A 13,953-nucleotide genomic window follows, 5' to 3' on the forward strand; every position below is an offset into this window, starting at 1 on the left:
CACACCATGGAGCTCGTAAAGAGTGGCAATTCTTCGCTACAAATCCCCGGCTATCGCATCCTCCGCAAAATTAACCAGGGTGGCATGTCCACGGTATACCTAGCCATTCAGCGCAGTGTCGGCCGCCAAGTGGCCCTCAAGGTTATGTCGCCGGTTCTCAATGCCGACCCGATTTTCAGTGAGCGATTTCAACGGGAAGCCAACATTGTCGGACAGCTCTCCCATCCAAATATCGTTGGTATCCATGATATTGGACGCTACCGCAGCCTTAACTATATCGCCATGGACTATATGGCTGGGGGCTCTGTTTCTGAAAGACTCGCCAAAGGGCCATTGGAGCCACTGGAAGCCCTCAATGTTGTACGCCAAATCGCCATGGCCTTGGACCACTCCCACAGCAAGGGGTATGTGCACAGGGACCTAAAACCAGAAAATATACTGTTTCGGGAGGATGGCTCTGCCGTTTTGAGTGATTTTGGCGTGGCGCGCGCTGTTGCACATACCACAAGAATGACCAATAGCGGCATGGTGGTAGGCACACCACACTATATGAGCCCCGAGCAGGCCAGAGGTAATGCTATTGACGGCCGGGCCGATCTCTACAGCCTAGGTGTTGTCTTTTATGAAATGCTCACTGGTGCTGTCCCCTACCAAGCAGAGGAAGCGGTGGCTATTGCCATCAAGCACCTGACCGACCCCATCCCAAAGTTACCTGCTCGGCACGCGCTATACCAGCCGATCATTGATCGCGCCCTGGCCAAAGAGCCGGCCAAACGATTTCAACGGGGCTTGGATGTCGCAGATGCAACCGATCAGTTAGTTGCAACCCTAGCCGGCAAGCCCAGCCAGCAAATCAGCCAGTTAAACAACGCCTCTGTCGGTGTTTCCAGTCTAGCCCGTGCACTTTTTCTCACTCTGTTGAGCAGCCTCCGGGATCGCTTTATTAAAGGCTGGCAGGTGAGACTGGAGAACCCCCAGCAAGTGGACTCCGTACGTAAAGATCAGGATACCCTGGTGCGTTTACGACAGCTGGTCAGTGAACCAACAAAGCACAGGCGCCCATGGACACTAACCGCCATCACCGCCATCACGCTACTCTTTGGCTGGAGCGTTCATAGCACTTTCAGTGGTAAGGAAACTTGGCTTAGCCAGATCACTTTATCCGACAGCGCAAGACGCCATACCTCCGATACTACGCCCAGCACGCCCAGCGCCGATCGCTCTGAAGAAGTACAAGTCAGAGATGTAGAGAAGCCTCCAGTTGAAGATCTGGTACAGACACAAGGGCAGGAGATCTCTCAAGGTGATTCAGTTAACAATCAATCCCCGGATAATTCACTATCGGGCAATCTACCCACCCAAAACTCGGCTGTGCTTTCACAGGAGCAGCCAAGCTCAGTACCAAAGTTTGCATTTACGGTCAAAACTGAGCCTGAAGATGCCCGCGTACGTATTATGAATATAAGTCCGCGCTATGCACCGGGTATTCAACTAGAGCCCGGGCGATACGATGTAGAGGTCAGCAAACCCGGCTATGACCGCTATCGTAATTGGATCATTATTGAGGATCAGAACCACCAGCTTTCGGTAAAGCTACAAAAAGCCTATTTTGCCGGAAAGAAAATACGCTCCAAACTCTCCTCCGGCGGTCAGGGCCCTCAGATGATCGTAGTAGGCTCGGGAGAATTTATGATGGGCAGCAATAAGCGCAGTAATAGCCGCCCCGAGCATCAAGTAAAAATTCCCAAACCCTTTGCCATTTCAACTCAAGAAATCACTTTTGAGGATTACGACCGCTTTGCTCTCGCCACAGGGACCAATCAGCCCAGTGACTCAGGCTGGGGCCGAGGGAGGCGACCGGTCACCAATATTACCTGGCGGGACGCACAAAAATATGTTGAGTGGCTTTCAGAGCAAACGGGACAAAAATATCGTTTGCCCAGCGAGGCCGAGTGGGAATATGCAGCCCGCGCGGGCACTGACCAACCTTTCTGGTGGAAAAGCAGCGATGCAAGGGGAAAAGCCAATTGCAGGCGCGGATGTGACAGTGAATTTAACAGTCTCTTTATCACGAAAACCGGACCGGTAGCGAATTACCAAGCCAACCCTTTTGGACTATACGATACGGCCGGCAATGCGGCAGAGTGGGTGCAAGACTGTTACCAACCCGGTTATGATAAAAACCACAACACATCTGCACCACTGAAAATCAAAAACTGTCAGTTACGCAGCGTTCGCGGTGGCTCAATGCGGGACCCATCTAGCAGAATTGGGGCAGATTATCGCAAGGGCCTCAATGAAAATAGTCGTGCAAAGGATGTAGGAATGCGGATTGTTATGGAACTTTATTGACCAACCCCAGGCTACTTTCGAAGCAAAAAATAACCCTAATTTTCATTGAGCCTCTGCCAATGGCTTTTGATTTACACCAACCAAATAGTGATACAGAAATTCTTTATAATCTAACCTTATGGCTGCCAGCAGCGGCAACACTTCCCTGTGCCGCATTAACTCACTGCATCATTCAGACCCTAGGCTAGCAGCCAACTCCCACTACTTAGCCCGAACTTCCCAAACGTTGTGGATTTTAGGGTTGCGTTGAAAATCCTTATCCAATAACTGTAAAGGCTGCACAGCAAAGGCATCTGTCATCGCCACATCCATTTTAAAACTGCGCAAATTATTGGAAAAAATCAGAGTGCCCCCCGGGGCCAATAATGCCATGCATTGGCTGATCAGCTTGGCGTGGTCGCGCTGAATATCCAGCACTCCGCGCATTTTGGCCGAATTGGAAAAGCTCGGGGGATCGAGGAAGATCAGGTCGTAATGGCCTTTGCGATTTTGTTGGGCCGAAGCCAACCACTGCAGGCAATCAGCTTCCACCAGCTGGTGCTTATAAGGATCCATACCATTTGCACGGAAGTTTCGCGCAGCCCAGGATTGATAGGTTTTGGACATATCCACACTGGTACTTTGTACGCTGCCACCCAAAGCAGCTTGTACAGTGGCTGTTGCGGTATAGCAAAACAGGTTGAGAAATTTCTTCCCAGAGGATATCTCGCGCAGGTGCTTTCTCACCGGGCGATGATCTAGGAACAGCCCTGTATCCAAGTAGCGCCATAAATCCACTTCCAGCTCAGCGCCGTACTCCTGCACCTGCAAGCTAGCCCTTTCGTCAACCTGTTTTTGATACTGGCCAGCGCCCTTTTGGCCACCTTTATGGCTGTGGCGGCGACGCTCCTTGATACTAATTTTCCCTCTAGGCAGCTCCAATACGGATTGCACGGCTCTCAACAGATCCCTTAACCGATTGCGCGCCTTACCCTCATCAATACTGGCCGGCGGGCGGTACTCCTGGAGGTGAGCGTAGAGCTCCCCTTCTAAGGTGCGATATAAATCTACTGCAGCGGCGTACTCCGGTAAGTCAGCATCGTAGAGCCTATAACAGTCAATGCCGTTTCTGGATGCCCACTTGCCTGTTGTGCGCAAATTTTTGCGCAATCGATTGGCCACCATTTCAGCTTCTGGGGAGAGCTTGCGTTCCTTGGGTGCGCTCTCGGCCTGCCCCCCCTGTTCGCGCACCTGAAACAACAACAGCTGACTGGGGATTGAGCCGTTATATAACTGGTAGTGCTTGTGAGAGCGTAGCCCGGTGGAATACCCCAACTCAGGGTTGCCGGTAAAAATTCCCACCTGCCAACCGGGAAACTCCGCCTTTAACTGCTTACCCAACTCCGCGTAGGTTTCTCGCAGAGCCTCCTGCTCCCCAAGGCGTTCACCATAGGGGGGGTTGGTCAATACCAAACCAGTATTGATCTCTCGATGACTCGGAACCTTGAATGCGGCGACCGGCCGGCAACTTACCCGCACCTGGCGCTCCAATCCCGCCCTATCAATATTGGCTTCGGCAGCAAATAGCACCCTAGCATCGGCATCATAACCGCGAATTTCCGGCAAAGGCTTCTCCAAACCGGCAACGCGACACTGTAGAGCCTCTTCACGAAGCTCATTCCAAATATCGCTCTGGTGGTTGAGCCAGCGCTCAAAACCAAAACTCTCACGGAAGAGACCCGGAGCAATATCAGCAGCCATCATGGCCGCTTCAATCAAAATAGTGCCCGAACCACACATTGGATCCAGCAGAGCCCCGCCCTCAGCCGCAATCTGCGGCCAACGAGCGCGCAATAACAGGGCTGCAGCCAGGTTTTCTTTGATGGGGGCAGCACCGATATGCGTTCGGTAGCCTCTTTTATGCAAGCTATCCCCACTGAGATCTATGGCAATATCCAGCCTGTCCCGCTGCAGTCGCAAAGCCACAGTCAGGTCGGGATTGTGCTTATCAATACTCGGTCTCGCCCCGGTTTTATCACGCAAGCGATCAACGATGGCATCTTTTGTTTTTTGGGCTCCGAACTGACTATTACGGATTTCCCGATTGGTCCCCGAAAACTGCAACCACAGTTTGCCCGAAGGGCCAATATGCTCTTCCCAAGGCTGTGCAGCCACCGCCCGGTAGAGGTCTTCAGCATCACCGATGCGAACCTGATCGAGTTGCAGCAAAATCCGATTTGCCAGGCGACTCCACAGACAGCAACGATAAGCAAGCTTCAAGGAGCCTGCAAAATGTATGGCTGCAGGCTGCTCCCGAAGGACCTTAGCCCCCAGAGACCCAAGCTCTACAGCAAGTAAGCTTTCCAACCCTTTCGGACATGTCGCAGTAAACTTAAATTCTTCTATACGTGAGTCGATCAAAACTTTTACTCGATAACCCCTAGCATAAGGGGGATAAACATGGCGCCTCTTGGCGCAAATTAGATTTTCAAGAGCCTGGTAGACATACCAAGGGGTCAGTATTCCCCTCTACAGGCCAGATTTTCTGGCGCGATTATCCCACTTTGTAGCGGCGGAGCCTACGTAGTCGGGATATCTTGCTAGTGTCTACACAGTCACCCCGACTTTTAAATGCTTCTCTGTAGATATCTTGAGAGCGATGCCCAGCCATTTTCCGATTTTGCTCTCTCCACCATATTCTTGCTATGTGGGAAGCGATAGGAGTCACACAACTGCCCGCGCAAAAGTTTCGCTAAGCTTTAATTGTCGATGCAACAAAACCGTAATAAGCATCCAACGGACTGCGCCGCAGTTCGTAAATCTACAAGCAGAGGTGCCGTATAGATGAAACGCCAAAAACGCAATCACGCCGACAGGGCTTTCTACAAAGGGTATTTGGCAGCCCTGAACAATAAGTCTATAGATAGCTGTCCCTTTGTCGAAAATGACCCACACCAGGAGTGGGTAAACGGCTGGCGTGAAGGGCGGGAAGATTACTGGAATGGCTTTGACAGGACTACCAAGGCGCAAAAACTGGAAATCTATGGCGCCATTTCCACCGATATTCAATATCCAGACGGCTGGAGTACTATTTAGCCTGCGGGAAAGGTGCAGGTTCACCTGCACCTTTTACACGACCACCACCAGGCTGCACCTGCACCCCTCTGAACCCGTTCGACGATAAAGATGAATTCAACATCTCAATCTAGTTTTATAGGACCAGGCAATACTGGCGCTATTCACCAGCTGAGCGACGACGCTCCATAGCTATAGACTCCACCGCTTCGCGAACAAGCTGCGGTCCCCGGTATATAAACCCGGTATAAACCTGTACGGCAGTTGCCCCTGCGCGAATTTTTTCTGCTGCACTGTCACCGTCGAAGATTCCACCAACACCAATAATAGGGACCTGCTTGTCCAGAGCCTTCGACAGCTGCGCAATAACCTCAGTGGAGCGGTGCTGTAGAGGCTTACCACTCAGCCCACCCTGCTCGTTACCATGGGGCAGATTAGCCACAGATGACTTATCAATGGTGGTATTAGTGGCTATGACGCCATCAATACCGTATTCGCAAAGAGCCTCAGCGATCTGCTCTATGGCATCCCCTTCGATGTCTGGCGCGATTTTTACCGCAACGGGCACGTAGCGGTCGCTCTTTTGGGCCAGTTCCGCCTGCTTCTCCTTGATACTTCCCAGCAGCCTGTTGAGGCTCTCACCAAACTGCAGGTCCCGCAGCCCCTTGGTGTTCGGCGAAGAAACATTGGCGGTGATGTAATCCGCATAGGGATACACCTTTTCCATACAGAGCCGGTAATCATCCGCCGCCTTTTCTACCGGAGTGTCGAAGTTTTTACCAACATTGATTCCCAAAACACCCCTGTAACGGCGGTGCTTCACTCTGTCGATTAAGTAATCAACTCCCAGGTTGTTAAACCCCATACGGTTGATAATGGCACCCGCCTCTTCCACACGGAACAGTCGTGGCAACGGGTTGCCCGGCTGTGGGCGTGGGGTCACGGTGCCAACTTCAACAAAACCGAAACCCAAAGCACCCAAACCGTTAAAAGCCTGGGCATTCTTATCCAGTCCTGCAGCCAGACCAACAGGGTTAGGTAGAGTCAACCCCATCAGCTCTACCGGGTCGTGAGCGACTGCCTGTTTGAAAAAAGACATCAGGCCAAGGCGCTCAACGGCACCAATTGCATCCAGAGAGAGGTGGTGGGCCCGCTCGGGATCGAGCGCAAACAGAGCTTTACGCAGAGTTGAATACATACCTTTCCTTACGTGGGGACTGAACCCGTCCGCCAGGAGTCAACGAACGGAGATAGAATTTCATTGCCACCCGTGAAATAGCGCCAAGGAGAACTAACTCCCTAGCGCTATTTCCCGAACTCACTTCGGCCTACTCAGCCAGGGTTTCGCGGTCTGCAGTTGCGTGGGCAAGGTACATCAACTCGCGCAGCGCTACTGTAAACATCGCAAAATCACCGACGGCAGCTGCCTTCAGCTCGGCAATCATGTTGTGCCAACGCTGAATAGCCGGCGCCATAATAGCGCCCCAGCGCAACATTGCACTATCTACGTCCAATTTCTCCACGGTGGCAAGGCGCAGGATATTCACTGCCAGGGTGGCGAGCTGGCTGTCTAAGTCATCCATACTCGTTTCGCGTGCCTGGGCTTGCCAGAAGCTGTCCACCGGTAGATCGACAATCAAATTGCCAAACCAGTGTAGATTCAACTCGTCAGAGAGGCTGAAATAGACTTTGGCCACCTCTTCTACAGGGCGGTCACTGGCATAAGCAGATTCGGAAATGCCCAGTGCCGAATAAAGGTAGGTCGGGGATGCTGATAGCAGGGCAATCTCCTCTGGCAGCCCCGCCTCTAATAATTTTTGGTAGCGCTGTTCCCACTCACCCAGCGGACCACCACTCAGGACTTTCGGCAGGGCCTTGATCACCCTCTGCACCTGAGACTGGAACAGTGCGCAGTTTTGCCCAGGCTCCAGATCACTGCGACGATTGCGCAGGAACCAGCGGGTGGCACGGCGGACCCGACCGATCATGGAGTTGAGCAACTCGGTCTGCAGCTCGGCCGGTACTTTGTAGTCCAATTCAGCCAGTTGCTGCTGGAATTCCACCATCTTATAAACATCGCGGGCACTGATATAAGCCGCCGCGACATCATTGACGTCCGCGCCTGTTGCCGTGCTGATGCGGTTGTAGAAGGTGATTCCCATGCTGTTCACCATTTCGTTGGCCACCTGGGTGGAAACGATCTGGCGCAGAAGGGGGTGCTCGTAAACCTGGCCCTTGTAGCGCTCAACCAATGCCGAAGGAAAAGCGGATTCCGCGGCTTCACGCACCCGGGGGTTATCCGTGATTTCCGCCTCTTGAAGCTCCTCTTTTAACTTCACCTTCACATAAGAAATCAAAACGGAAAGTTCCGGCCGGGTCAGGGTCTGCCCCTTATGTACCCGATCGGAAATCTGCTCGTTATCGGGGATAAACTCCAGAGCCCGATTCAGTCGACCGTCATCTTCCAGGGTATTAATAGTGCGGCGGTATTCGTCAAGGCGTTTGGAAACCTGGTATTCCGCCACACTCAATGCACGAGTTTGATCATAGTTATTGTGCAGCACCAGATCACTCACGGAGTCTGTCATACCATGCAGCAGCTCATTGCGCTGTTTCTCGGTCAAGTCACCGTTAGCAACCACTTTATCGAGGAGAATCTTAATATTCACCTCATGGTCGGAACAGTCCACTCCTGCCGCGTTATCGATAAAGTCGGTGTTACAGCGGCCGCCATTGAGGGCAAATTCGATACGCCCCTGTTGGGTCATTCCAAGGTTGCCACCCTCACCAAAAACTTTGGCACGCAACTCAGCACCATTAACCCGCAGGTGGTCGTTGGATTTGTCACCCACCTCACTGTCGGATTCAGTCCCGGCTTTCACATAAGTACCGATGCCACCATTCCAGATTAAATCAACCGGCGCACGCAGTAGTGCACTGATTAATTCGTTTGGCGTGAGTCGGTCTTCTTTGATATCGAAGGCTTCTTTCATCTCAGGTGTGATGCTAATGGCCTTCACCCGGCGCTCAAAAACACCACCCCCCTTGGAAATGAGAGTGCGATCGTAATCCCTCCAGCTGGAGCGAGGCAGCTCAAACAGGCGCTTGCGTTCTTCAAAGCTAGCCGCTGCATCAGGGCTTGGGTCAATAAAAATATGCATGTGGTTGAAGGCAGCCTTCAACTGAATATGCTCAGATAGCAACATACCGTTGCCAAAGACATCCCCACCCATGTCGCCAATACCGATGACAGAGAAGTCCTCTTTCTGAACATCCACCCCCATCTCGCGGAAGTGCCTCTGTACAGATACCCAGGCACCGCGTGCGGTGATTCCCATCTTCTTGTGGTCGTAACCCTGACTACCACCTGAGGCAAAGGCATCCCCCAGCCAAAAACCATAGTCCTCAGCAATACCATTGGCGATATCGGAAAATGTCGCAGTTCCTTTATCTGCAGCCACTACCAGGTAGGGGTCATCCTCATCCCTGCGCACCACTTGCTTAGGCGCTACTATCTCACCATTTTTCAGGTTGTCGGTGATATCTAGTAAACCGCGAATAAAGGTTTTATAACAGGAAATGCCCTCTTCCAGCATGGCTTCACGACTGCCATCCACCGGAGGACGCCGCACAACAAAACCGCCCTTGGCCCCACTGGGAACAATCACGGCATTTTTTACAGCCTGGGCCTTTACCAGCCCCAACACCTCGGTGCGGAAATCTTCTAAACGATCGGACCAACGCAAGCCACCGCGGGCCACCTTACTACCGCGCAGGTGAACACCTTCCACTCTGGGAGAGTAAACGAAGATTTCAAATTCCGGGCGAGGTTCGGGAATACCGGGAATATCCCGCGGGCTGAATTTAATAGAGATGTAGTCTTTAGGCTGTCCGTCAGCACCCGCTTGGAAGAAGTTGGTCCGCAAAGTAGCCAAGATCAATTCGAGATAACGACGCAGCACCAAGTCTTCGTTGAGGTTTTCAACAGCATCCAAACCGTCATGAATCTTAGCGATTAATCGCTCAACTCGTGTTTGCTCCTGCTTGCCACTGCTAAGACGCGGGTCAAACAATGCGCGGAACAAAGCCACTAGGTTGCGGGTAATTTCAACTTGATTGGCCAAAGTCGCAGCAATAAAGCTCTGGCTAGCGCTAGATTTTGTTTGTTTCAAATAGCGGGCGTAGGCACGCAACATAGAAACCTCTCGCCAATTCAGGCGAGCCGCCAGCACCAGGCGGTTAAAAGCATCACTTTCCGCAGTGTGATTCCAAATAGCAGCGAATGCATCCTGGAACAGCCCGCGCGATGCTTGGGCATCAACTTTTGTTGGAAGGCCAAACTCCAGGTGGAACTCATGCATCCATACATCACTACTGCCACAAGGGCGAATGGTATATGGGAACTCCCCCATAACCCTAAGACCGAGATTTTCCAATACTGGGATCACATCGGAGAGGGTTAAGCCGCTACCCCAGTTAAATACCTTAAAGCGCAAACTGCCCTGGGCCGCACCTACCGGCTGGTAGAAACTCATGGCCACCCGGTTGTTTTCGTTGAGATTCTGGATTGCTGCCACATCCTGTACAGCGATACGCGGCTCAAAATCCTCACGGTAACCAGCGGGAAAGGCACGACCAAAGATACGGAAAAGTCGATTACCCTCTTCCTCTCCACTGCTTTCAACTAAGGATCTTTGAAAAACGTCTTCCCAGGAACGGGTAATATCCACAATCTGCGCCTCCAACAGCGCTACATCTATATCGACAGGTTCATCGGGCGAGATGCGGAATACAAAATGCACACGCGCGAGAATGGATTCAGAAAAATAAGTCGTAAAGTCCGATTCTTTGGCTTTAATTGCCTTGGAAATATGGGAGCAGATCAACTCACGTACGTTACTGTTGAATTGATCTCTCGGCACATACACGGTGGCCGTAACAAATTTTCCAAAAAGGTCTCTGCGCATAAACAGGCGAACATGAGCGCGCTCATTCAAACTGAGCACTCCCATCACCACTTTAAACAGGTCCTGACTACTACTTTGGAACAATTCATCGCGGGGGAAGGTATCCAAAATACGGCGCAACGCCTTGCCATCGTGGCCATAACCGGAAAGGCCACTGGACTCAATAATGGAGGCCATCTTACGTCGGATAATCGGAATTTTGGCTGGGCTTTCCGTATACACAGGGGAAGTGTATAGCCCCATAAATGCCGACTCTCCAATTACCTCACCCTCGGCGTTGTAACGTTTGATCATCACATAATCTGAGTAGGCGCTGCGATGCACACGGGATTTCACTGAGGATTTGGCAAAAGTCAGATAGTTCGGGCCCTGGTAAAAGCGCTGCTTACCCTCGCTAAAGGCGGCTTCAAGCATTGGTGCAGCAGACTCTTCCAGTTTTTTGAAAATACCCAGGCGGCGATCTTCCACCTCACTGAGAATTTTCTTGTCATCAACCTGACTGAACTCGTATTCCCGGTAGCCAAGGAAGGTAAAGTTGCCATCGCGCATCCACTGCAGAAACGCACAGGCCTCGAGAAGATTGGTGTCGTCCTCCGAAACCCCGGCTTTCAGCTGCCCTTCCATACCCCCACAGGTCTCGAGCATCGGCGCATAATCATCCACTACCAGCTCTACATCACCTAGAACATCTTTTAGCGCCGCACTGAGTTCCGAGGCAAACTTGGCGGAAGTGTCATGGTTGACCTCAATATAAATGAGGGCCTCACTGACCAGCTTCGATCCCTTGGCGGGCTTATGATCCTTGGCCGTAACATGGTCGAAAGATAGGTTTGGAATTTCATCCCGCGGAGGCAGTAGATGTTTTAATTTACCACTGGCACTGCGCTCTAGTTTTAACACCGTACTCTTAATGGAATGAATAACCGTGTTTCTCTGGTTGACCTCCATACGCACCGAGTCCACCAGGAAAGGCATATCTCGCACCAATAGCCCAATAACAGTGTGCGAGCATTCCCAGCCATCGTCTTCCAGGCGTGGATTGAAGATGCGCACCTTGGGCAGGCCGTCAGAGCGTTGTTGGATAAAGTTCCACCAGGTGTAGATACAACCGTAGATATCTACCAGGCGTCGGCCCTGCAGGTCTTCCAGCGGGTACTGGTGCAGGAACTGCTGCGCAAAAGCCACTACTGGTTCTGCATCAGATGCCAACTTGTCGCGAATCAGCTCACAAATCTGTGCTACCAATTCTTCACGGCTTTCGGTAATCACCGTCGCCATATTCACGGGGAACCTCCCAATCTCATTTTTGTCACATCGAATCCAATGACTGTAGATCCGAAAAGATCGTCATCTCATCCCTGAAGTGCTGCAGGGACGAGTCCTAAAAATTAAACTTTCACGTAACCTTGTAAGTGGCACTGGTGCCACCGAAAAAATGTCGCCTAAAAAGTGGGCTCGGGCGCGGTGGTTGCCTCTTCCTCTGGTGCCGTTAAAATCAACAGGCCCCACCGCTTTGGCGGCGACTATATATAAAAGATGGTAGATAGCCACCCGAATGAATAGGGCGGGTACATTTGTAGAAGAAGAGACGCTATGGAAGCAAACCGGAATAACAGAGATCACATCATCGCACTGGGCGACTGGCTTAAAGAGCAGATCATAGGCCAGGAAACGCTGGTTAATCGCATTCTTATTGCTCTGCTTGCCGATGGACACCTGCTTGTCGAGGGGGCGCCAGGCCTGGCCAAAACCAAGGCGATTAAAACACTGGGCGAAGCTATTGAGGGTGACTTCCATCGAGTTCAATTCACGCCAGACTTACTGCCGGCCGATATTACCGGTACCGACATTTACCGGCCGGAAACCGGAGAGTTCCATTTTCAACCGGGACCAGTATTTCACAACTTGATCCTGGCGGATGAGATAAACCGCGCGCCGGCCAAAGTACAGTCGGCACTGCTTGAGGCTATGGCTGAGCGACAAATTAGTGTGGGTCGAAAAACCTATCCGCTGCCGCAATTATTTTTAGTGATGGCCACTCAAAACCCCATTGAGCAAGAGGGGACTTATCCTCTGCCCGAGGCTCAACTGGATAGGTTCCTCATGCAAGTGAATCTTGCCTATCCCGATGCCGAGGCGGAAGCAAAAATCCTGCGCCTGGCCAGATCCGAGGCCACCCTTGGCGAAAATCGCCCTACCGAAATCATTAGTCAGGAGACCATTTTTCAGGCTCGCAACCAGATTCTGGAAATGCAGATGGTCGAAGCCGTGGAAACCTATACTGTCCAACTTGTCATTGCTACGCGCGAGCCGGCGAAGTATGACAGCGAGCTGGCATCATGGCTAGATTTTGGTGCAAGCCCAAGGGCAACAATTGCACTCGACCGCTGCGCCCGTGCACGCGCATGGTTAGATGGCCGCGATTTTGTAACGCCCGATGATGTAATGGATGTAGCCCCGGATATTTTACGCCATCGCTTGCTACTCAGCTTTGAAGCCGAAGCCGCAGGTATCACTACCGACCAGGTTATTCAGCGCCTGCTGCAACAGGTGCCGGCTATCTGATGCACACAGCAACACCTCCATCAGATTTGGACCTGCGCGGCGCCTATCCGGAAGTCAACTCACTCGTACAAATGCGCTATGTCGCACGCCAGCTACAACTCTTTAAACCGCGCCTGGTACGTAGCGACCAGGCTGGTGGCCTTCTTACCCGCTACCGTGGGCGAGGTATGAATTTCGAAGAGGTACGAGATTACCAGGCCGGCGATGATGTGCGCTCAATTGATTGGCGTGTTACCGCCCGCACCGGCACTACCCACACCAAGTTGTATCAAGAGGAGCGGGAGAGACCCATTGTTATCCTGCTCGATTTGCGCTCACCGATGTTTTTTGGCAGCCATCGCGCCTTCAAATCTGTAGCAGCGAGCGGTATTGCCGCAGCGCTGGGCTGGGCTGGACTGCAACATAGCGATCGCATTGGTGCCCTGCTCTTCTCGGATAACGACATCGATACAGTGCGCCCGAAACGCAGCCACCATGCCGTATTAGCGATGATTCACAGCGCGGTGGACAGAGCATCTAAATTACAGAGCCCTATCGCCGAGAATGGCAGCCAATCCATGCAGACTCTGCTGGAGGAAGCCCGCCGTATCGCTCGCCCCGGCAGTGCACTTTTTCTTATAAGTGATTGCCATGACCTCAATCAGGATTGCTCACAATCATTATATTTGCTGTCGAGACATGCGGATTTACAGGTACTGCGAATCACCGATCCGCTGGAACAGCATTTACCCGATCAGTCCCTGACAATTTCTGATGGCCGCCAGCGCACATTTTTGTACGCAGGCAACCGCCCCCTGCGTGAGCATTTTGCAGAGAAGCAGGCCCAGGCCCGCGCCGATGTTGAACAATTATGCCGGAGGCACCGACTTCCGCTTTTGGATTTTGACAATACAAAACCCATTGTTGGGGAATTAATGTCTTTTTACGGTTCACGCCAGCAAAACGGTTGGCATAAAAATAAAAGGCAGTAGCCGTGAGCGATAGACAGCACTCTATATTTTCGCCAAGCAGGCTT

Annotated in this window: 7 protein-coding genes; 4 read left to right on the forward strand and 3 right to left on the reverse strand. The window is 52.0% G+C overall.

All coding sequences use genetic code 11. The features are described 5' to 3' along the window. Nucleotides 1-6: 6 nt before the first annotated feature. Nucleotides 7-2,352: a bifunctional serine/threonine-protein kinase/formylglycine-generating enzyme family protein gene (locus tag ACJJIJ_RS09270; RefSeq protein ID WP_444939370.1), complete on the forward strand. Its 2,346-nt coding sequence runs from the start codon at nt 7-9 to the stop codon at nt 2,350-2,352. Between the two features lie 201 nt (nt 2,353-2,553). Here ACJJIJ_RS09270 and rlmKL read toward each other — a convergent pair whose 3' ends face one another. Then, a complete protein-coding gene (gene rlmKL / locus ACJJIJ_RS09275) occupies nt 2,554-4,752 on the reverse strand; it encodes a bifunctional 23S rRNA (guanine(2069)-N(7))-methyltransferase RlmK/23S rRNA (guanine(2445)-N(2))-methyltransferase RlmL (protein WP_444886426.1) in 2,199 nt (732 codons plus the stop codon). Nucleotides 4,753-5,175: 423 nt separating this feature from the next. Between rlmKL and rmf the strand changes: the two genes are divergently transcribed. Then, a complete protein-coding gene (rmf, locus tag ACJJIJ_RS09280) occupies nt 5,176-5,427 on the forward strand; it encodes a ribosome modulation factor (protein ID WP_444884593.1) in 252 nt (83 codons plus the stop codon). A gap of 139 nt (nt 5,428-5,566) precedes the next feature. Here the strand turns inward: rmf and ACJJIJ_RS09285 are convergent, their stop codons facing one another. Together ACJJIJ_RS09285 and ACJJIJ_RS09290 are read right to left on the reverse strand one after the other, a co-directional pair. After that, complete coding sequence (locus tag ACJJIJ_RS09285) at nt 5,567-6,604, reverse strand: quinone-dependent dihydroorotate dehydrogenase (RefSeq protein ID WP_444886427.1); 1,038 nt, start codon at nt 6,602-6,604, stop codon at nt 5,567-5,569. Nucleotides 6,605-6,734: 130 nt separating this feature from the next. After that, entirely contained in the window at nt 6,735-11,651 is a 4,917-nt protein-coding gene (locus tag ACJJIJ_RS09290; RefSeq protein WP_444888931.1) for an NAD-glutamate dehydrogenase, read from the reverse strand. A 315-nt stretch (nt 11,652-11,966) separates the two neighbouring features. Between ACJJIJ_RS09290 and ACJJIJ_RS09295 the strand changes: the two genes are divergently transcribed. Continuing rightward, nucleotides 11,967-12,938 carry an AAA family ATPase gene (locus tag ACJJIJ_RS09295; RefSeq protein ID WP_444884591.1) on the forward strand — a complete coding sequence of 324 codons (972 nt, stop codon included), beginning with the start codon at nt 11,967-11,969 and terminating at the stop codon, nt 12,936-12,938. Beyond that, nucleotides 12,938-13,909, forward strand: coding sequence for a DUF58 domain-containing protein (locus ACJJIJ_RS09300; protein WP_252081977.1), 972 nt, complete (start codon nt 12,938-12,940; stop codon nt 13,907-13,909). Before ACJJIJ_RS09295 ends, ACJJIJ_RS09300 begins: the two co-directional genes overlap by 1 nt. The last annotated feature ends 44 nt before the right edge of the window (nt 13,910-13,953 follow it).

Source organism: Microbulbifer mixtoriginis (SeqCode) (assembly GCF_052467945.1).